The 20,147-nt window shown below is 39.5% G+C and carries 18 protein-coding genes; 7 read left to right on the forward strand and 11 right to left on the reverse strand.

The annotated features are described in order from the left end of the window. Nucleotide 1: 1 nt before the first annotated feature. Genes CH377_RS12365 through CH377_RS12375 form a run of 3 tightly spaced genes read right to left on the reverse strand, consistent with a single transcriptional unit; the run spans nucleotide 2 to nucleotide 3,839 of the window. Nucleotides 2-832 carry an MBL fold metallo-hydrolase gene (locus tag CH377_RS12365; protein WP_100724106.1) on the reverse strand — a complete coding sequence of 277 codons (831 nt, stop codon included), beginning with the start codon at nucleotides 830-832 and terminating at the stop codon, nucleotides 2-4. Beyond that, complete coding sequence (locus CH377_RS12370; RefSeq protein ID WP_100724107.1) at nucleotides 832-2,265, reverse strand: M16 family metallopeptidase; 1,434 nt, start codon at nucleotides 2,263-2,265, stop codon at nucleotides 832-834. Before CH377_RS12370 ends, CH377_RS12365 begins: the two co-directional genes overlap by 1 nt. Beyond that, nucleotides 2,262-3,839 (reverse strand): M16 family metallopeptidase, encoded by a 1,578-nt coding sequence (locus CH377_RS12375; protein ID WP_100724108.1) that lies wholly within the window; start codon nucleotides 3,837-3,839, stop codon nucleotides 2,262-2,264. Before CH377_RS12375 ends, CH377_RS12370 begins: the two co-directional genes overlap by 4 nt. A 95-nt stretch (nucleotides 3,840-3,934) precedes the next feature. Between CH377_RS12375 and CH377_RS12380 the strand changes: the two genes are divergently transcribed. Together CH377_RS12380 and CH377_RS12385 are read left to right on the forward strand one after the other, a co-directional pair. After that, nucleotides 3,935-4,555 (forward strand): hypothetical protein, encoded by a 621-nt coding sequence (locus CH377_RS12380; protein WP_100724109.1) that lies wholly within the window; start codon nucleotides 3,935-3,937, stop codon nucleotides 4,553-4,555. A 16-nt stretch (nucleotides 4,556-4,571) separates the two neighbouring features. After that, nucleotides 4,572-4,991 carry a lipoprotein gene (locus CH377_RS12385; protein WP_100724110.1) on the forward strand — a complete coding sequence of 140 codons (420 nt, stop codon included), beginning with the start codon at nucleotides 4,572-4,574 and terminating at the stop codon, nucleotides 4,989-4,991. Nucleotides 4,992-5,092: 101 nt separating this feature from the next. Here CH377_RS12385 and mpl17 read toward each other — a convergent pair whose 3' ends face one another. The 6 genes from mpl17 to CH377_RS12415 all read right to left on the reverse strand — a co-directional run bounded on the left by mpl17 (nucleotide 5,093) and on the right by CH377_RS12415 (nucleotide 10,609). Then, nucleotides 5,093-5,488, reverse strand: coding sequence for a cell surface protein MPL17 (gene mpl17 / locus CH377_RS12390; RefSeq protein WP_100724111.1), 396 nt, complete (start codon nucleotides 5,486-5,488; stop codon nucleotides 5,093-5,095). 37 nt (nucleotides 5,489-5,525) lie between these two features. After that, nucleotides 5,526-6,020 carry a YajQ family cyclic di-GMP-binding protein gene (locus CH377_RS12395; protein ID WP_100724112.1) on the reverse strand — a complete coding sequence of 165 codons (495 nt, stop codon included), beginning with the start codon at nucleotides 6,018-6,020 and terminating at the stop codon, nucleotides 5,526-5,528. A 1-nt stretch (nucleotide 6,021) separates the two neighbouring features. Further along, nucleotides 6,022-8,781: an alanine--tRNA ligase gene (gene alaS, locus CH377_RS12400; protein WP_100724205.1), complete on the reverse strand. Its 2,760-nt coding sequence runs from the start codon at nucleotides 8,779-8,781 to the stop codon at nucleotides 6,022-6,024. Nucleotides 8,782-8,864: 83 nt separating this feature from the next. Further along, the gene (rpsI, locus tag CH377_RS12405) at nucleotides 8,865-9,263 is read right to left on the reverse strand and encodes a 30S ribosomal protein S9 (RefSeq protein ID WP_100724113.1); all 399 of its coding nucleotides are present in this window, start codon (nucleotides 9,261-9,263) and stop codon (nucleotides 8,865-8,867) included. A 13-nt stretch (nucleotides 9,264-9,276) separates the two neighbouring features. Then, nucleotides 9,277-9,726 carry a 50S ribosomal protein L13 gene (gene rplM, locus CH377_RS12410; RefSeq protein ID WP_100724114.1) on the reverse strand — a complete coding sequence of 150 codons (450 nt, stop codon included), beginning with the start codon at nucleotides 9,724-9,726 and terminating at the stop codon, nucleotides 9,277-9,279. Nucleotides 9,727-9,793: 67 nt separating this feature from the next. After that, nucleotides 9,794-10,609, reverse strand: coding sequence for an LA_0442/LA_0875 N-terminal domain-containing protein (locus CH377_RS12415; RefSeq protein ID WP_100724115.1), 816 nt, complete (start codon nucleotides 10,607-10,609; stop codon nucleotides 9,794-9,796). 179 nt (nucleotides 10,610-10,788) lie between these two features. Here CH377_RS12415 and CH377_RS12420 point away from each other — a divergent pair, with 179 nt between their 5' ends. Both CH377_RS12420 and CH377_RS12425 read left to right on the forward strand, forming a co-directional pair. Then, a complete protein-coding gene (locus tag CH377_RS12420) occupies nucleotides 10,789-11,367 on the forward strand; it encodes a hypothetical protein (RefSeq protein WP_243402043.1) in 579 nt (192 codons plus the stop codon). Between the two features lie 188 nt (nucleotides 11,368-11,555). Further along, entirely contained in the window at nucleotides 11,556-12,113 is a 558-nt protein-coding gene (locus tag CH377_RS12425) for a hypothetical protein (protein WP_243402044.1), read from the forward strand. A 58-nt stretch (nucleotides 12,114-12,171) separates the two neighbouring features. Here CH377_RS12425 and CH377_RS12430 read toward each other — a convergent pair whose 3' ends face one another. After that, complete coding sequence (locus CH377_RS12430) at nucleotides 12,172-12,816, reverse strand: YceI family protein (protein WP_100724118.1); 645 nt, start codon at nucleotides 12,814-12,816, stop codon at nucleotides 12,172-12,174. A 58-nt stretch (nucleotides 12,817-12,874) separates the two neighbouring features. Here CH377_RS12430 and thiL point away from each other — a divergent pair, with 58 nt between their 5' ends. Genes thiL through CH377_RS12445 form a run of 3 tightly spaced genes read left to right on the forward strand, consistent with a single transcriptional unit; the run spans nucleotide 12,875 to nucleotide 16,344 of the window. Next, entirely contained in the window at nucleotides 12,875-13,795 is a 921-nt protein-coding gene (gene thiL, locus CH377_RS12435; RefSeq protein ID WP_100724119.1) for a thiamine-phosphate kinase, read from the forward strand. Between the two features lie 48 nt (nucleotides 13,796-13,843). Then, entirely contained in the window at nucleotides 13,844-15,172 is a 1,329-nt protein-coding gene (locus CH377_RS12440; RefSeq protein ID WP_100724120.1) for an MFS transporter, read from the forward strand. An 8-nt stretch (nucleotides 15,173-15,180) separates the two neighbouring features. After that, nucleotides 15,181-16,344 (forward strand): DUF418 domain-containing protein, encoded by a 1,164-nt coding sequence (locus CH377_RS12445; RefSeq protein ID WP_100724206.1) that lies wholly within the window; start codon nucleotides 15,181-15,183, stop codon nucleotides 16,342-16,344. A 7-nt stretch (nucleotides 16,345-16,351) separates the two neighbouring features. Here the strand turns inward: CH377_RS12445 and CH377_RS12450 are convergent, their stop codons facing one another. Next, nucleotides 16,352-20,128, reverse strand: coding sequence for a PAS domain S-box protein (locus CH377_RS12450; protein ID WP_243402045.1), 3,777 nt, complete (start codon nucleotides 20,126-20,128; stop codon nucleotides 16,352-16,354). Nucleotides 20,129-20,147 lie beyond the last annotated feature (19 nt).

The raw sequence follows: 20,147 nt of genomic DNA on the forward strand, positions 1-20,147 counted from the left end.
ATTATTCTGGAAGGAAAAGGTGGATCCTATCTTTTTCGGAGGGAGGGATTCTTTTAGATAACACTTTTCGAATATATGCCGGTGGATAACGTTTTGAAAAATGGATCAGAACTATTTTTTCATTTTTGAAAGAAGAGATATGATGTAAGATCTCATCCAGATGGATATGCCCCCACTCTCTTGCATTCTCTACATTCCTTTCATGGTCTATATAAGTGCATTCTAAAAATAGGATCTCTGATTCTGCCACATCCTTATGAGTAAGCACGTATTCTATTTTAGTATCTCCTGAAAAACTGACCACAGGCTTGGAATGAATTTCGTTGACGTCGATCCCTTCTTCTTTCTTTTTTAAAAGTTCGTTTCTGTCTAATCCTACAAATTCGGTCTTTAACTTTTTCTTCCTTTCGTAGATTGTATAACCCTGGGAATCAACTCTATGAAACGTTTTCCATACTTTAAAAAAATGGTACGCATCTATTTCTATTTCTTCCCCTTCTTCCAATCCTTTCATTTCGTAGGAATAAGGAAAATCCTCTATTTTAGAATAGAGGGATAAAATTTCTCTCATAGGCGCTTCTAAGGTTTTAGGAAGATATATTTTAGGAGGTCCTAATTTACGTAAGGACCTTTGAGAAATATAATAAGGAATTCCTGCAGAATGATCCAAATGTGCATGGGTCAGTAATAATCTATCTATATTGATACGATTTGGATTTTGGTGTCCTATATCGAACATCAAACTCAAACGTGGCATTACAATGGAGGTACGAATTCCTCCTTCTGAAATTCCTTCGAATAAATATCCTTTATGTTCGAACTTACAATCCATTATGGAATAGGATCTTCCGGACCAATCGTTTTTTGTCCAGGTAGCTCAGAAGAGACAGAAGATTTTGGCCCAGAGATCACTGCAGTCAGTTTATCTCTTCTAAAATATATTTTACCCACTCTTCTCAAATCCGCAAGAGATACATTCTGGATTTTATCCCTATAATTTTTAAGATAATCCTTAGGCATTTTATGTTCTCTGAAACGGACTTCGTTACGCAGAATTTCGACGGAATCGGTGAATAAGAAGATAAACTTGTTCAGGATCGCTTCTTTTGCATTCTTCAATTCTTCTTCACTTATATTAGAGAAGGTAGAATCTCCCAGAATTTCTCCCATCAGATTATAAACTTCCATGGTGCTTTGTGATTTTGTCTGAGTAAAAAAGTAAATTACAGAGTGATCTTTTTCAAAAACAGGATGACTGGAAGAAGAATAAGCCAACCCCTTATCCGAGCGGATCTTGCTCATAAAGTAGGAAGTAAAACCGCCACCTCCGACAAGATAATTCAAAACTTGGACGGCATAAAAATCCGGATCGTTATGAGCAGGCCCTACTCCTAAAAACAGAACCACATTCTGGGTGTTCGCCTTATCTATGATCAGATTTTTAATGTCTTTCTGTTTTAGGTTTTTATTTAATTCTTCCGGACTAGAGACTTGGGATTCCATCACAGGAGTTCCGGAAAATCCCGGCAGAATATCTCCTAAAAACTGAGGAATTTCTTCTTGGTTCCATTTGCCGCTTACAAGTATGGAACGCCTTGAACTTAATAATTGGTTCTTATAATATTCCTCTAGATCTTCTTCTTTTAATTGTTCAAGTGTCGCCAAGGAAAGAGCCTTTCCTTTTACTTTTCCTTGGTATACAAGTTCGTTCGCCTTTCTAAAAGCAAGACCTACGATATTATCATTTCTTCTTTTGATCTGTTCACCTAACTGCAATCTTGCGATCTCGAACGCTTCTTTTCCAAAGATAGGTTGTTTCAGAAATTCTGAAATGAGAGCCTTGGACTCTTGGTCATATCTGGAAAGCCAGGAGAATGTGAGGGTCACTGTATCCAGATCGGAATCCACTCTCAATTTGGAACCGTAAGATTCCCAAATCTCCGCAAAACTTTCTCCTGGATGAGAGGTTGTACCTCCCTTCTTCCAAGCCTCTGGAAAAATTTCCACTAGCTCAAAAGAGGTTTTAGCCTGAAAAGAAGGTCCTGAATAAAACGTGATCTCCAGAGTTTTGATCGGAAATTCGGAATTTTCCAGATACAAAATCCGCGTATTGGAATCCTGACCAATCTCCTTAATTTCAGGAAAATGGAATTCTAAGGCGGGGATCTTTACGTCTTTTACGAAATCTCCGGGAGCAGCAGTTAAGCTAACAAAAGAGAATAAAAATACAAAAGCGGAGATAGTTAATCTTTTTAGAATATTCATTTTTTTTCTCCGTCTGAATTGATCAGATCGCCTACAGTCAGGTTTCGAGGCGTAAAATATTTTTGGGCCACTCTCATAATATCATCAGGAGTGACCCTATCCAAACGTGCATAATCATCGAAAATTTCTGTCCAATCCCCGGCCACTAATTCGTAATAAGTAAGAACATCCGCAAGTTTGGAATTGCTATTTAAACCTCTGATATAATCGGCAACGATCTGATTTTTAATCTTTGCCAGCTCCTCTTCGGTAACCGCTTCTTTTTTAAGAGTTTCGATCTCTTCCAAGATAGAAGATTCTATCTTATCCGGATCGGCTCCCCTTACGTTGGTCACATAGATCGCAAATAAATTCGCGTATCTTTCTCCAGGCTCTCCGGTCCAACAAGCAACTCTTTGAGCGAGTTTGTCCCTAAGCACGAGGCGTTTATACAATCGTCCGGTTTCACCTTGGGATAATACTGCATCAATCAATTCCAAAACAGGTTTATCAGGATGAGGAGAAGCCGGAGTCAACCACCCCATCACTTTCATCGGACCGGAAGAATGTTTTACACTCACTCTCCTTGTTTCATGATCGAAACTTTCTGCCTCATGAGAAAGTTTTGGTGAAGGTCCGTCTGGAATATCTTCGAAATATTTTCTGACCAGTTTTTCGGTCTTATCAAAATCCAGATCTCCTACGATCCCTATCGCCATTTTATGTGGTCTATAATTCTTTTTGAAAAATTCTTCCGTTTTGTCTATATCCAAAAAAGGAAGATTAGATTCGTAACCGATCACAGGCATTCCATAAGAATGTTTAGGAAAAGCGGCCCCTAAAAATTTCTCTCTTAAGATCCCCATTCCTTGGTTTTCCACTCTCATCCTGCGCTCTTCCAGGACAACATCCCTTTCAGTATAATATTCTCTTAATATAGGATCTTTTAATCTATCAGATTCTAACTTTGCCCAGATCTCTAATCTATTTGCGGGAAGAAGTATCTGATAATTCGTAACATCATTTGTTGTGTACGCATTAAAACCTGTTCCCCCATTTTTTTCGTAAATATAAGAGTCCTCATTGGAAACTACGAATTTACGATGGAGCTCCAACAAGTTTTTGAATCTGATCTCTAAAATATTTTTATCTTTGATAAGTTTTTCAGGAACAGGCTCACCTTTAGCTGCCAATTCTCTTTCCTGAATACGATATGAATCTAAACGTTTTCCCCAAACACGAATCTGATCCAGATATACTTTTTCTTTTTTAGCATCAGTGACTCCTATATTCTTAGTGCCCTTAAAAAGCATATGCTCTAAAAGGTGGGCAGTACCCGCGATCTCAGGAGTTTCATCAGCAGCACCGACCAAAAATTTGGTATAAACTGCAACAGTAGGAGAATCGGCCCTTTTCATCATAAGAAGCCTGATCCCATTCTTCAAAGTCACCTTCTTCACTCTGGATTCCAAAGTGGTTCGGATCTCTGAGAAGATATCTTCGTTAGCGAATGCTTCGAAGTTTATAAAAATACAAAGAGTGAAAAACAAAAAGTTGAAACGAGAAATGACGGACTTGGAAAGATATTCCCACATAACCAACAAGATTTCCCCTAAAAGTTATGTTGTCCAGAAGATACCGGGAAAAAATCCCGCTGGTTTTTGTAGAGGGGAGCTTTAAACTAGGAACTATGTTGCGGGTTTCGTCGGTCTTATTCCTGACATTTTTTTTAGGGTATTGTGAGCCTGCAGATCCAGAATATAGAAGAAAGGTTTGGGATAATCTGAGCGACTCAGGTTTTATCTCTCATGATTATTTCCAAGTAGTTGTGACAGTTCCAGTCCCGAACCAAGAAAAACCTATTTTAACATTGAGAGAAGATTGTAAGGCAAGAGCCATCCGCAAAAGAGATGAGATGTCCGTGAACTTACTATTAGCTCAGATCTCGGAAGAAAGAAAAACTTGGATCGGAGTCGGGGTCAATTCTACAGTTCCCAAGTATGAACCACTTCCTGGACCACCCCAAGCAGTTCGGACCAAATCAAATTCTCCTATGGGTGCCGCTTCTATTGCTACCCAAAACGTACAATCCCCAGTAGAGGACGATTCTCCGGAAGAAAAAAAAGAAAAGAAGAAGACGGAAATCGTAAATGCTGATTATTTAACCTACCGAGCTTCTTTCGCTTGGCTTTTGGATAAACTGTTCTTATACAGAGAAGATTATAGCGACCCTAAAAGCTGCACATTTGTTTTTAGAGTTGTGAATGCGGATTTACTTAAGCGAACCTTAGAATCAAAAATAATTCCATAACAAAGGAATCCATCGCATGTATACAAAAACGATTTTCGCATTACTGATCATTTCTCTCATTTCCGTATGTAAAACACCCCAAACGGAAGAACCTAAAAAAGAAACTCCCAAGAATGTAATACAAGAATCCGCTCCGACTGAAGACGACCAATTCGTAAAAGCGACCGAAGGTTTTATCAACTCTTCAACTTACCAAGTTGTTGTATCATCCTTGGATGGAAACGAAGGTGAGGCATTGGATCTAGCCAAAAAAAGAGCCTTAAATCTTTTTATAGCGGAGAAGGGAGATTCATTCCGCCCTACCGACCGTAAATTCCTGAAAGAATTAGTGGATACTAAAGGAAAGTTTGTAAAAGTTTCTAAGCCGATCAACGGAAAGACATATTATTTATTTCATGTATCCCAACCGGATCTTAAGATAGAAATTAAGAAGTGATGAGACTTTGCGTGTAGGAACTCCAACACGCGTGACTAAAACAAGTTCACATAAAAAAAGCGGCTCTTTTGCCGCTTTTTCTTTCTAATAACTCTATTCGATTATTGTATAATTTCTTTTTGTAATATCTTTCCTGGGATACAGATATTCCTGTTATAGTCGCAGTAGAAAATTTTAGCGTGGATTTCCAACTCACCTTTTCCTTCTAATTTAACCTGCATAGGCTCTACCGATTCGAAATATTCTTTTTTACGGGTAGAAACTTTTCCTTTCAGTTTTAGATCCGCAGAAACTACCTTTAATCCCGATCCGGCATTAAGCAAAATACGGTGCGGAGCTTCTTTTTGGACCCCGAAATTTTCAGGATATGTAACTTTTAAAAGATAAACTGAAGGAGAGGATTTTTCTATCTTGAACTTGATCGGGTTTTCTTCCTCTGCAGAGAGTCCAGAGATCAGAAAAAGTGAAATAATTGCGAGAAATGTAAAACGTTTCATACGTAAATTAGACCCTTGGGATTTCGAAAGGTTTTGATTAACCCTTAAAATTTTGGAATTGAACGTCAAAAGGAAGATCTGCAGATTTCAAGAGTCTCATGATTTCCTGAAGATCGTCCTTCTTCTTTCCTTGTATCCTAACACAATTTCCCATAATAGTCGGGATCACTTTCAATTTAGAATCTTTTACGATCTTAGTAATCTCTTTGGTCTGTTCTTTTTCAAGACCATTACGAATTTTTACTTTCATCCGAACAGTATTACCTGTAGCAGGTTCCAATTTGGATTTAAAATCGAATGACTTAAGACCGAGCCCTCTTTTAGCCATCTTGTTAATAAGAACATCGATCACACTTTCTAACTTTGCTTCGTTATCTGAAATAAGAGTTAGGTTTTCTTCTTCCAGTTTGATCTCCGACTTAGAACCCTTAAAATCGAATCTGTTCTTGATCTCTGCGATTGCTTGGGTAACTGCGTTTTGTAATTCAGGTCTATCTATTTCAGAAACAACATCGAATGATGGATCGCTCATTTTATTTTCCCCCGTTCAAACTGGAACTTGCCTTTTCTAATGCGGAACTGACTGCTTCTTCTACTTTGGAAACTTCTTTTCCTCCGCCTTGGGCCATATCAGGTTTTCCACCGCCCTTTCCGCCTAAAATTTCACAGGCAGTTTTTACGAGTTCTCCACAATGGATCTTTCCAACCAAAGAAGAAGAACAAGTGATTACTATACTCGCATCTTCTGCGTTTTTGCTGGCAAGAATTGCTACTATTTCTTTTTCTCTAACTTTGATATTATCGGAAAGTCCTTTTAATGCCTTTGCATCCTTGGACTCGAAGATTGCAGAAACAATTTTAGCGGATCCAATTACTTTAGAATTTTCGAATACTTTCGCAATCACTTCCGGATTATTCTCGAAATCTCTGGACTCTCTGTTCTTTTTCTCTTTCAAGAACTTGGATTGGGTATCTTCCAATTCAACGGATAGTTTTTCGGAAAGATCTCTGAGAGAAACTACCGCGTCCGCACCTTTAGATTCGAACAAAGATCTGATCTCATCGGGTCCAGGAATGATAGTTTTGATAGAAAGTGAACTTCCTTCCACGCCCAATTCGTCTTTGATCTTAAGATTTAGATTTTGGACCGCTTCCGTTAATTCTGCAAATCTGTTTTGGAAGGTTTCCACAACCAGTGGACCTGCCACCGCTTCTATCCTTCTATTTCCCGCACCCGGGCTGGATTCTTTTTTAATGAAGAAGTATCCGATATCTCCAGTATTCCCTACGTGAGTTCCGCCACAGAATTCCAAGGAGCGATCTCCCATTTGAAGAACCCTTACGCTATCCCCGTATTTTTCGTCGAATGCAGCAACAGCTCCAGTCTTCTTAGCTTCTTCGATCGGTAAAACTTTGGTATCTACCGGGATATGGCGGACGATACTTTCGTTTACCCAGGATTCTATATTACGAATTTCTTCTACACTTAAAGGACTTGGATGGGAGAAGTCGAAACGCAAATATTCAGGAGAAACAATGGATCCTTTTTGAAGAACATGATTTCCGAGAAGTTTTCTGAGAGCACCATTCAATAAGTGAGTTCCTGAGTGATGGAATTTCAGCCTTTCTCTCCTTTCCTTCTCCACTTCTAGGGTTGCTTTGTCTCCCATGGAAAAACTTCCGGAGAGAACTGTTCCGATATGAAGAATGATATCATTTTCTTTTTGGGTATCTAAAACCTTAAAGACCGATTGTCCTTTTCGGATAAATCCTATATCTCCAACCTGTCCTCCACCTTCTGGGTAGAATGGACTGGAAGAAAACACCAACACTCCCGACTCGCCTTCTTTGAGAGAAGCTGTTTGTTTATTATCGGAGAATATAAATTTAAGATCTGATTCTGCTTCTAAAACATCATAACCCAAAAATTGGGTCTTGTCTGTCTTGATCCCTGTGAATAAGGAAACCTTGTTTGCTTTCCAAGTCTCGCGAGATGATTGCCTATCTTTCTCCAGTTCCTCTTCGAAACCTTTTTTGTCGAAAGAAAGTCCATGTTCTGCTACGATCTCTTCTGTCATCTCAGCGGGGAAACCATAAGTTCCATAAAGTAAAAAGCTATCTTTTCCGGAGAATATGCTGGAACCTTCTGATTTTGTTTTGGAAACAAGAACTTCTATCTTCTCTAAACCGATTTCTAAGGTTTTGAGGAATAATTCCTCTTCTGCGAGAAGTGTTCTTTCTACGGAAGAAATATGTTTTTCTAGATCGGGATATCTTTCTTTATAAATATTACATACCGATTTTGCTAGTTTGTACAGGAAAGGTTCTCTTAGATCCAGTTTTCTGGCGAATAATACTGCTCTACGGATCAAACGTCGAATAACGTATCCTCTTCCTGTTCTGTCAGGATAGATCCCATCAGACACAGTAAACAGAACGGAACGAATATGATCCGTAATTACCCTGAAAGGGACCTTAGTGGATTCGTTATAGGTTTTGCCTGAAATTTTTTCTACTTCAGTAATGATCCCACGAAGCTCGTCAGTATCATAAACTGAATCCACTCCTTGTAGTAGCAGGGCCACTCTTTCTAATCCGGAGCCAGTATCGATCCCGGTCTGTTTAAGAGGATGAAGATTTCCTTCAGTGTCTTGGTTGAATTGGTTGAATACTATATTCCAAAATTCTAAAAAACGATCGCAATCGCAACCTGGCTTGCACTCGTATTTAACTCCACAGTCCGGAAAAGCTTTTTCAGGTCCCCTGTCCAAGTATAATTCGGAACAAGGTCCACAAGCGCCACTGTCTCCAGCAGGTCCCCAGAAATTATCTTTTTTGCCTAAACGAGTAATCCTTTCCTTTGGAATACCTTTGGAGATCCAGATCTTCTCAGCTTCATCATCATTTTCGAATACTGTGATCCAGATCTTTTCTTTAGGAAATCCAAGATGATTTACGGAACAATCTAATGCATATTCGATAGCTTCTTCTTTAAAATAATCTCCGAAGCTGAAGTTTCCGAGCATTTCGAAGAATGTACAGTGCCTTTCTGTTTTACCAACATTCTCCAGATCGGTGGTTCTTAAACATTTTTGAGCAGAAGTTGCTCTAGTATAAGGAAGCTCTACTGCACCAGTGAATAAAGGTTTGAACTGCACCATCCCCGCAGTAGTGAATAGAAGTGTAGGATCTCCCGCAGGTAGTAGAGAGGAAGAAGGAACTACTGTGTGGCCCTTCTGCTTAAAATAATCTAAAAAGATTTTGCGGACTTCGGAAACTTTTTTAAAATTCATGATACCCCTTAAAACAGAAAATGCCCGAGGTCTTGCTGGCAAGAACTTCAGGCATTCCCAAAAATAGATCTAAAAAGCGTAGATTAACGTTTAGAGAACTGAGTTCCTCTACGTGCTTTGTGTAGACCGTATTTTTTACGCTCCACCATACGTGGGTCACGAGTCAGAAGGCCTTCTTTTTTAACAGTAGCTCTGAACTCGGGATTATAACGACAAATCACTCTTGCAAGTGCATGACGGATTGCTCCAACTTGCCCGATGATCCCTCCTCCGGAAACGTTTACTTTAAGATCGAACTTCTCAGCAACATTCATCAGAGTTAAAGCAGTGATAGCTTCTTTGATATTAGAGCGGCTGTTTTGCAGATAATCTTTGTAATCTTTATCATTGATTACAATTTTACCGGAACCTTCTTTTAATTTTACGCGGGCGATTGCGTTTTTACGACGACCTACTGCCCAGATTTCCTTGGCGCTTGCCATATTCTAATATCTCCTAGAGTTCCAGTTTGATCGGCTTTTGAGCGCCGAGATTATGCTCGGTTCCTGGGAAAATTCTGAAATGAGTTAACATTTCAGCACCGAGTTTACTTTTAGGAAGCATACCCTTTACTGCTTCATACAGGATTTTTTCAGGTTGTTTCACTCTCATGCTTTGGAGAGTAGTAGCTGTCATACCACCCGGATAACGAGAGTGATGGAAATATTCTTTTTGAGTCTCTTTATTTCCAGTCACAGCTACCTTAGCAGCATTGATAACAATAATATTATCTCCACAATCAACGTTGGGAGTAAAAGTAGGCTTATGTTTACCGCGGAGTCTAGTAGCGATCTCCGAAGCGAGACGACCTAAGGTTTTGCCTTCTGCGTCGACTACGTACCAAGCTTTATTAGCTTGTTCCTTTTTTAAGGAAGGAGTTCTATGCGGTTTAGATACGATTGGCATGGGTATGTCCTGTATTGGCCAATTTCGCGTACCGGCCTAAGGGGTCAAGGAAATACGGACAAAATTCCTAGAAACCTAGAGTAAAACTTGCTTCTGCGCCCCAACCCATTCTGCCAGCGGACCAATCAGGCCTAGGCACGACTGTCCAGGCTACCGGATTGGCGGATGCCGCCTGCTCCCAGGATTTTCCCAGGAAATAAGTGCGCACCAATTGGGCTAGATACACTCCACCCAATACATAAACAGAAGTATTATATGCATGGACGGAACTATCATAATCTGCTCTTGCTCCAGGGACTACTGTGAGAAGGTAGAAGTTTGCAACTCCTCCTCCGTATATATAAGCGCCAGTGGTGCTACTTTTGGAGACTGCATCGTCATATTTACTTTTTGCCGATTCTGCCTCGGACCTGGAATACCCTGCGTATCCTAAGCTAACTAAGAATGCCCCACCTGTAATCTTTGCTTCCAGTTTATTATCAGTATACCATTGTCCCCAGCCAGGTAAAATAGCAGAACGCCATACTGCGCTCCATCTGCTCCTGCTAGGTCCGGCAGAAGTGGGAGGTGGTATGATCTGGACAGGTTCCTCAACTACTTGAGGGTTTTCTTGGACCTTCTTCTCTTCTTCCTTACGGATACGGTTCTCTTCTTCCCTTGTGATATCTTTATAAATAATTTTTAATATATCTCTTTTGTTGATGTTTTGTTTGCCCGATTCGGTTTGCACGACGATCGTTTTCTCGTTTTGACCTACTACATTACCGATTACCTTGCCACCTTTGCGGAGAAGAATGGTCTGATCGGCAAATAACAGACCTGGAGTTAGGACCATTGCCAATAGGAAAAAAATTGTAAAACGGACTTTAAGATTTGGGCACATCTTGGCAGAATAAAATACTTTCAGATATTTTAGTCAAGTTTAATGAGAAATTCAAGGAGCTTTGTATTATATGAAGAAGGAAATTTCTTGCAAAAACAACTACTTTGGTTTTTAATCGTGCGGTGAAATCTTTTATTCGGCTGTCCTTCTTCTTTTTTATTCTTTCCTCAAACGCATGTATGAGCTCGAAAGTTTGTTCCGATCAGGATAAAAATTGTAGTATTCAAGAACAGATATATTCGATGATCTCCGCTCCTCAAGGGATATACTTATATTCAACTCAAACAACCTATCAAGGAAATTTAGCGGCCTACGGTTCCACTCTAGATGATAGCCTTCATAATATCTGTACTGTAAATCGTGTATTTGCATCGATTATCAATCCGAGTTGTATGAATGTTCTTCCTTTAGTTTCTACTTCTACGAATGTTATGTATAATTTTCCCGGGCTCTATGGTGTTCCAGACAATGTAAATTTCCCCATAAGAGGAGCAAGAGGAGAATTAATTGCTAACACTTGGTCAAATCTGTTTGCCGGATTATTCTTAACTTTTGAACAAGCAGGTGTTACTTCCCAAACGTTTTGGACATTTGCGAATGGAGGAGGAGGCTATAATTCTGCGGATAATTGTATTGTAGGTACAAACACGGGAGCTACAGGCGCAATCGGATCTCCTATAGACAATACTACAAATTGGCCTTTAACGGGAGCCCCTGCATGTGCTGAATCTCATCCTATCATTTGTGTTTGTTATTAATAAAGGATAACATTTTCGCCGATAAGCGAAGTTATAATTTCTTGCCTAAGGATTAACGAAGTTTTACCATTGGTTAGATGAAGCTTCGTATTCTTGCCATTTTATTTTTTTGTGTTTTATCCAACGGCTGTATTTCCGACAAAATCTGCTCCGACCAGGATAGAAGCTGCAATCCTGTCGCGAGCCTATTGAGCCTCTTCTCTGCTCCGGAAGGGATCTATGTATATTCTTCGATTCCTTCCTACGGTGGAAATTTAGCAATTTTAGGTGTGGGTACCCTGGACCCGAGCTTATCGACCATTTGTAAACAAGAACGCCCTTTTGCTGCTATCCTAGATGCAGGATGCCAAAGCGTTGCTCCATTAGTATCTACTCCTGGAGTGTCTGCCAATAACTTGACCTCGTTGTATGCCGATATTCCGACTAACTTACCAATGAGAGGAGGACCCACAGGCACAATACTCGCCGATGATCTGGCTTCTTTTTTCACCGTGGATTTGCATGTGACCTTAGAAGCTGCAGGTTTGGGCAGTACTGATTTCTGGACCTATGGAGATGCAAACGGGAATTACGCTTCTGGCGTTACTTGTAATGATGGAAGCGATAATACAAACGCCTTTACAGGATATATAGGGAGTCCTCTTCTATCTGCAGTGGGCTGGAATAATGTTATGGCTGCAAACTGCGACCAAGCTTATAAAGTATTCTGTATTTGCTATAGACCGGTAAGCGGCGGTGGCGGATAAGATAGAATATCTGAAATTTATAATATGCGGAGTGAATCGTTCACCCCGCTTTCAAGTTTTATTTACAATCTTTCTTTAAAGTAGATTTAATAGTAATCTCTACATCCGGCCAAAGAACGGATTTACCGTCCTTACTTTTATGAAGATCGCTACAAACTGTATTCAATGCAGTTAAAGCCTTGCCGGCATTCCAATTGTTTACGTCCACGAGGCCTTTTGCTTCTAAAACTTCTCCAGTTAAAGTAAATTGTAATGGAACATCCTTACTCACTCCATTCCAAACAAGTTTCACTATTCCGGTTCCGGATTTTCCATCTGTATCTAGTTTTGCAGAAGATACTGATCCTTCTATCTTTCCGCTCTTTTTCAGATTTCCGAAAAATGCTCCCTTGATCTTAGGATCTCTTTCTGCATTGCCACTGTCCAGATCCAAAGGATCGATAGAAAATTTTAAACCTTTTAACGCGTCCGGAACATTAGCCGAGGATTTAGCTCCTGAAATACTCACTTTTGTAAACTTGCCACCAACTCCGGTTTTTTCAGTGAATTTAAAAGCTTTCCATTCCAGACCGGTTGTCTCTTGGCTCACGGAATATTTGCAAGAAGCCTCTGCAGATAACGAATTGAATTGCAAACTTCCCGCAAGGGAGAATACTGAAAAAATCAGTACGGATTGATAAAAAGAATTTATACGTGATTTCATGGCCTTATACTAGGGTTGAAATAAAACAAAGTCAAGATTTTTAGATATTGGAAAACACTTGAACGAAGAAGAACTTATCTCCTCCTTATATCCTCCCGGTAAAGAACAGGAAAACGACTGTTATTCGGACAAAGAAGGAAACTTAATCACAACAGATACGATTGTAGAAGGAACTCATTTCCGTTTGGACTGGAGTCGTCCTGAAGATTTGGCAAACAAATTGGTCGAAGTGAACGTATCGGACATAGCAGCAGCTAACGGAATACCCCAAAAAGCATTTTTCAATTTTGGGCTTTCTCCTTCCTGCAATCGAAAAGAATTTTTAGAACCGTTTATCGATTCATTTAAAAATGCATTGAACTCTTATAAGATAGAATTATGTGGTGGTGACACTTATAGAACCCAAGAGTTAAACTTAACTTTAACTCTATTAGGAAAATCTACTTCTCCTGTAGACAGAAAGGGTGGAAAACCAGGAGATAATGTATATCTGAGCGGCCATATAGGAGCTTCTCTTTTAGGTTATAAAATATTAGAAGGCGCCCATATCTCGCTTTCTCCGGAAGTCAAAAAGGCCGCCTTGGATCGGCATTTAAGGCCTAAATCCAGGCTAAACTTAAGTCGTTCCTTATATTCAAAAAGCAGAATACATGCAGGAATGGATCTAACGGACGGACTCAAACAGGATGTATTCAAATTAGCAAAATCTTCTGGAGTCGGGATAGAACTGGATCTAGATAAACTTCCTTTTGAAGAAGGAGTAAAGGAAGCAATCGGGATCGAAGGTGTTTTAATATCTGGAGAAGAATTGGAACTTCTATTTTTATCTCCGGACGAATTGCCTTCTTCTTGGGAAGGGGTCCCTATCCGAAAAATCGGTAATGTTTTCGCTTTGGAGAAAGGTGAATCTCCTCAGGTAAGATATTCTTACGAAGGAAAAATGTATTCTCCTAAAGAATCGGGTTTTAGACATTTTTAATCAAATTCTACTTGTGCTTAATACATATACGATCATTCTTCCCGATCGATGAGAAACGGCCTATTTTCTTGGATTTTACCCAGCCCCTCTAAACCATTACGCTCCGAATCGGAAATCCGAACGCTTTATCCAAAGTTTCGTTGGAGAATTTTAGAAGCCACATTCTTAGGATATTCCGTATTTTATACTGTCCGAAACAATTTTCCGGTGGTTTCAAAGGAAATAGGTCAGGCACTCTCCTATTCACAAGAACAGATCGGGAACATTTTAGCGATCACTGCAATCTCTTATGGAATCGGAAAATTCCTAATGGGAGTATTATCGGATAGAAGTAATCCTAAGATCTTTATGCCCTTGGGCCTTGTTCTAACAGGAATTTGTAATATATGTTTCGGAGCTTCTTCTGATTACCAAACGCATTTGATCTTATGGGGATTAAACGGTTTATTCCAAGGAATGGGATGGCCTCCTTGCGGAAGATCCTTAGGGCATTGGTTTTCCGTTAAAGAAAGAGGAGAAAAATTTGCAGTCTGGAATATTGCGCATAATGTAGGAGGCGGACTCGTAGGAGTGATCGCAGCTTACAGTGCTTCTTGGTTCGGCTGGAGGAATGCATTTTATATTCCCGCCGCTCTTTCATTTTTAACCGCAATCTATTTGCATTTTAGATTATTAGACACCCCTCAATCTGTTGGACTTCCTTCTATTGAAGAATATTCAGGAACAGAAACTGATTCCGCAAAAGTTTCCGAATCAGAAAGAGAACTCAGCTTTAAGGAAATTTTTATAGATCTGGTGCTTCTAAATAAGTACATCTGGGTCTTTGCAATTGCGAATTTTTTTGTATATATTGTCCGGTATAGCCTGACGGATTGGGGGCCTTCTTATTTAAAATTTGCGAAAGGAGCAAGTTTAGAAAAAGGAGGGATCAGCACTTTAATCTATGAATTCGCGGGAATAGGCTCAACGTTGCTCGTTGGTTGGTATTCGGACAAGGTGGGAGGGAAAAGAGGATTAGTCAGCTTGGTTTGTATGGTCCCTATCCTATTCGCATTATTCGGAATATTACTTGTTCCTTCCGGATATTTATGGGCGGACCTTACACTATTCGGTGTGGTCGGATTTTTTATCTATCCACCTGTAATGTTACTCGGAGTAGCAGGATTGGATTTCACTTCTAAAAAAGCGGTCGGGACCGCAGCTGGATTTATAGGTCTATTCGGTTATTTAGGAAGGACTGCGCTTTCCAAAGGATTGGGATGGATGAGTTCGTATCCTTGGTTTCGCTGGGAACATTCTATATTTATAATATTTGCATCCGCAATTTTGGCCATAATATTTCTTGCATTCACCTGGAATTGGAAACCCAAACATTAGGGATGAACATGAAAAATAGGATAGGATTTATAGACTTCTTAAGAGGATTTGCGCTATTAGGAATACTCGCAGTTAACCTGCCCTATTTTTCAAAGCCGATGTATTTAGTCGCTTCCTTAGGAGAAAATTTAACTCTTCTGGATTCGATAGGCTCTTGGGTCGTGGCATTTTTTTTCGAATCTAAGTTTTATGTATTATTCTCCTTCCTATTCGGTTATGGATTTTTTATCCAATTAGAGAATAATCCCGAAACAAATTCCGGATCCAGGTATTTCAGAAGGATATTCGGTTTAGGAATATTAGGACTTCTGCATGGTGTTTTCTTATTCATCGGAGATATTCTTCTTTCGTACGCGATATTAGGAGCATTACTCTGGTTTTTAAGGAACAAAACTTCTTCTTGGTTATTAAAACTTTCATTATTCTTCCTTGTGATTGCAGTGTTCTGCAGGATAGGTATGAGTTTTGCAGAAGTAGAATTCAAAACCCAGTTAGAGGCAAACCTTCCCCGCCTCTTGGAAGAAAGTAGAAAAGCATATTTAGGAGGTTTTTGGGAAAGTAATGTGCAGAGGACAAAAGATACCATTCTTTCCATTCCATTTTTAGTATTTTACCAATGGCCTACCGTTTTCTCCATGTTTTGTTTGGGCTTTTACGCAGCCAAAAGTTCAATCTTTACGGATTGGGAAAGAACAAAGCCTGGATTTAAGAGACTTTTTCCTTGGGCCTTAATCCTTGGAATTTTAGGAAACCTGTTATATACATTACATTCTCGTCATATTCTGCCCGAGAATCCGGGTGCGTTCTTAAAAATTATTTATGCCATTTCCGATACTTTCAGCGCGCCTGCACTCACATTCTGTTATGTGTATTTACTCGGAAATTATTATCATTCAGAAAGAAGTTTTGCCGATAGGATTTGGTTCGAGACAATGGGAAAACTTTCTTTAACCTGCTATTTAGGAGAATCCTTAGTTTGCACTTGGATCTTTTGCGGCTGGGGACTGGGATATTTCGATCAAATCGGTAGTTATATTGTCTTAGTTCTGACTGTTCCGATTTGGATCTTCTGGGGAATGTTCTCGATCGTGTGGAAAAGGATTTTTTCTTTAGGTCCCATGGAATGGATACTAAGATCTTGGACTTATTGGAAGATGATCAAAATAACTTAAGACTCGATCAACTCATCCAGCGGAATATGATCCGAGCAAAATCCGCTTTTACCGCAGGCTTACTGATATAATCATCCATGCCTGCTTCTAAACATCTTTCCCTTTCACCGGAAACGATACCTGCAGTTACCGCAATGATAGGAACTCTATGACCTTCTTTCTCCAAAATACGAATCGCCTTAGTAGCCTCATATCCATTCATCTCAGGCATCTGTATATCCATAAAGATAAGATCAGGATTGATCTCTCTAAACTTGTCTACTGCTTCCCTTCCAGTTAATGCCTCTATACATTTTGCCTTAGGAAGGATCTTTTTAACGATACTTTTTGCGAGCATCATATTCACGGAATTATCTTCCGCTATCAGAACAGTTGCAGTTTTATGAATTGTAGGAGCCCCTTCTTGGTCCCTAGTATTCAAAGGGAATTCAAAAGGTTCTTTAAAGATCTGATTTCTAGCGAGAATATCGAATAACTTCTGCATATGAAGAGGTTTAGAAATTACTTCTTGGACTCCCAACTTTCTGGATTTTTCAGTGAGCAATTCTCCTTCTTCCGGATTTACGATCAGCACAATCGGTTGATCCTCACTTCTTATTTTCAGATCTTCTCTTACTTTTCGGACAAGTTCTAAACCGTCTCCTTCCGGCATTTCAGAATCCATCAAAATGATATCATATCTATTTCCATTGGATAAGATTCGCAACATCTCTTCTCCGTTTTTGGAAAAATCAGCCGGAATATTCTGCATGGATAACATTTCTCCGATCAACTTTATGTTTTCTTGATCCTTATCGGCTACCAAGACCTTTTTAATAGAACGTAATCTGATCCAATCCTCTCCCACAGTTTCGGAAATATTCAGCTTTAGATCGAAATAGAATGTGCTTCCTTTTCCCAATTCACTTTTTACTTGGAGGCCACTTCCCATCATAGATAAAAGTTTATTTGAGATAGCGAGGCCTAGCCCCGTTCCTCCAAATCTACGAGTAGTAGACACATCTCCTTGTGTAAAGGCTTCGAATATTTTGTCTTTTGCACCCGGTGCAATCCCGATCCCGGAATCTCTTACTGAAAATCTGAACTCTCCTTCTGTTTCTGAAATTTTTCTGAGAAGTTCTATTTTAAATTCTATCTCACCTTCTTCCGTAAACTTTACGGAATTACTGAATAGATTTACTATGATCTGCCGAAGCCTTACGTTATCCGCTTTTACATAACGAGGCACATCCCATGCGACATTCACTATTACTTCTAATCCTTTTTTTTGAGCTTGGAACTTGATCGTATTTACGATCTGGCTACAAAGTTCCAGAAGATTCGTTTTTTCATAAGATAATTCAAGTTTTCCAGCTTCAATCTTAGAAAAATCTAATATATCATTTATAATATCCAGCAATGATTCGGCAGACTGAAACACGGTCATCATATATTGGTGTTGCGTAGAATCCATTGAAGTCCGTAATAATAGATCGGAGAATCCTATGATCCCATTCAAAGGAGTTCTGATCTCATGACTCATATTCGCTAAGAAGTCCGATTTAGCTCTATTCGCCTGTTCAGCAGTCAGTTTCGCTTTTTTTAATTCTTCTCTTTGTAAGCAACTCTCAGTAATGTCCTGAGTGAACATCATGATCCCGCCTATAGAACCATCCAACTGATACCAAGGCCTGACTTCCCAGCGAAGATATTGGTCATGATCCCAGCCTTCCGGCCTCCAAACATCTTCGTCATTTTTTAAAACTTCTCCGGATAAACATCTTTGGTGAATATCCTTCCATTCTTGGGAAACATTCGGAAATACCTCGTAATGAGAAAGTCCTATGATATTCTTTCCAGACAAATGATACTCTGCTAGCCATCTTTCACTGATTGCAACGTATTTGATCTCTGTATCGAACATAGCGACTGCAGCAGGAGCATGTTCAACGAACGCAGAAAGTCTGGATTTTTCTTTGAATAATTCCAGCTCGGCCTTTTTTCTTTTATCTATATCGTATAATGCGCCGAAAATGCGGACACATTCACCATTCTCGAACTCCGCGCTCCCTACAGTTCTTACCCAAAGTTCATTACCCTTTGCAGTTACTATTTCCATTTCCAGATCGTAAGGAATACCTTTTGTTAAAAGTAAATTTACCGCCTCAGTTACCTTCTCTCTACTTTCACCTTCCTTTACGAATTGCAAACCTCCTTTGATATCCGGAACGTAGTCAGGAGGAACCTCATGCATTTCTTTTGTCACTGCGGACCAAGATCCTACGTTACGCTTAAGATCCATATCCCATGCCCCGATACGGACAAGTTTGCTCGTTTGTTCCAGTAATTCTTTCGCGTGTCTCAGTTCTTCTTCCGCTTTCTTGATCTCGTCAATATCCAATATCTGGGAGATAAAATGATTCGGTTTTCCATTCGCATCTCGGACTAAAGCTACGGAAAGAAGTGCCCATACAATCTCTCCATTTTTCTTAATATAACGTTTTTCTAAATGATAACCGGACCTTTTCCCATCCAAGGTCTCTGCTAATAGCTGAAGATCTTTTCCTAAATCTTCTTCATAAGTGATATCTTTAAAAGTTAACTTGGATAATTCTTCCCAATCGTATCCGAATAACTTAATTAGATTTCCATTCACTTGCATCCATCGTCCTTTCGGATCTAAGATGGCCATTCCGATGGCAGAATATTCGAAAGCACTCCTAAAGGAACTTTCCATCCTTTTTCTTTCGCCAATATCTCTTGCTATTTCCGCCGAACCCGTCATCTTCCCGGACGAATCGAACATCGGAGAGAGTGTGATGGACATTTCAATCCAATGTCCGTCCTTTGCCTTTCGGACAGATTCAAAATGAAGGTTCTCTTTTTCAGATTTGATCTTAAGATCGATCCTGGATTCTAAAGGTTTGGATTCATCCGGAACTAATAGATCAAATTTAGATCCGATCATTTCCATGGGAGTGTAGCCGAAAATTTTCTCCGCTCCATGATTCCAAGAAGTAATAATCCCATCCAAGTCTTTGCCGATGATGGCATCGTCAGAAGATTCCACAATTTTTGCCAAACGAAGATTGGCTAGCTCGGCATTTCGTATCTCAGAAATATCGTTAACGATTACTGAAAACCCTACTACCTTTCCATCCCTAAAATCAGGTATATATTTCGTTAATGTGTATCTGGAATGTTTCCCATCGGGAGAAGGGACCCTTCTTTCGAATAATTGCGCCTCTCCTTTTAAAGCCCCTTGTATATAAGGATAATTTAATTCGAATAATTGATCTCCTAAAACAGTTCTTATATGTTGGCCGACTATTTTTTTGGTCTCTATTCCGAACCATTCTTGATAGGCATCATTCGCCAATCGATTGATCAAATTGGAATCCCAATAACCAACCAGATCCGGAAGAGTATTTATTAGAAAAAGAAAATCCAATTCCTTTTTCAAAGAATAGATCTCCGACCCTTTTAAAATTTTAATTCCGCCGATACAAATTTGATCACCGGATCCATTTTTTAGGATTTTAAGTTTAGTATCTGTCTCTAACTCTTCGCCGGAGAATGTTTTATAACGGATCGGAAGAATTTTTGACTCTTGGATCTTATCTATCTGAGAATCCAATAGCTCATGATCTTTTTTGAAAAATATATCCTTCCAATTGATATCAGGGCTCGGGTCGGAAAATCCAAGAACAGATTTGAACTTGGGATTCATCCAAAATCGATTTCGATCCGAAAGATCCAAAACCCAAACACCATCCAAACCTTCGGTTTGAATGAACTGGAACACTTCCCAATCATTTTGTATC

This window comes from Leptospira haakeii, from assembly GCF_002812045.1.
Lineage (GTDB): Bacteria > Spirochaetota > Leptospiria > Leptospirales > Leptospiraceae > Leptospira_B > Leptospira_B haakeii.

Bases quoted from the DNA above. Each gene is read 5' to 3' on its own strand.
- CH377_RS12365 (WP_100724106.1), bottom strand. From the start codon at position 832: ATGGATTGTAAGTTCGAACATAAAGGATATTTATTCGAAGGAATTTCA.
- CH377_RS12370 (WP_100724107.1), bottom strand. From the start codon at position 2,265: ATGAATATTCTAAAAAGATTAACTATCTCCGCTTTTGTATTTTTATTC.
- CH377_RS12375 (WP_100724108.1), bottom strand. From the start codon at position 3,839: ATGTGGGAATATCTTTCCAAGTCCGTCATTTCTCGTTTCAACTTTTTG.
- CH377_RS12380 (WP_100724109.1), top strand. From the start codon at position 3,935: ATGTTGCGGGTTTCGTCGGTCTTATTCCTGACATTTTTTTTAGGGTAT.
- CH377_RS12385 (WP_100724110.1), top strand. From the start codon at position 4,572: ATGTATACAAAAACGATTTTCGCATTACTGATCATTTCTCTCATTTCC.
- mpl17 (WP_100724111.1), bottom strand. From the start codon at position 5,488: ATGAAACGTTTTACATTTCTCGCAATTATTTCACTTTTTCTGATCTCT.
- CH377_RS12395 (WP_100724112.1), bottom strand. From the start codon at position 6,020: ATGAGCGATCCATCATTCGATGTTGTTTCTGAAATAGATAGACCTGAA.
- alaS (WP_100724205.1), bottom strand. From the start codon at position 8,781: ATGAATTTTAAAAAAGTTTCCGAAGTCCGCAAAATCTTTTTAGATTAT.
- rpsI (WP_100724113.1), bottom strand. From the start codon at position 9,263: ATGGCAAGCGCCAAGGAAATCTGGGCAGTAGGTCGTCGTAAAAACGCA.
- rplM (WP_100724114.1), bottom strand. From the start codon at position 9,726: ATGCCAATCGTATCTAAACCGCATAGAACTCCTTCCTTAAAAAAGGAA.
- CH377_RS12415 (WP_100724115.1), bottom strand. From the start codon at position 10,609: ATGTGCCCAAATCTTAAAGTCCGTTTTACAATTTTTTTCCTATTGGCA.
- CH377_RS12420 (WP_243402043.1), top strand. From the start codon at position 10,789: ATGAGCTCGAAAGTTTGTTCCGATCAGGATAAAAATTGTAGTATTCAA.
- CH377_RS12430 (WP_100724118.1), bottom strand. From the start codon at position 12,816: ATGAAATCACGTATAAATTCTTTTTATCAATCCGTACTGATTTTTTCA.
- CH377_RS12440 (WP_100724120.1), top strand. From the start codon at position 13,844: ATGAGAAACGGCCTATTTTCTTGGATTTTACCCAGCCCCTCTAAACCA.
- CH377_RS12445 (WP_100724206.1), top strand. From the start codon at position 15,181: ATGAAAAATAGGATAGGATTTATAGACTTCTTAAGAGGATTTGCGCTA.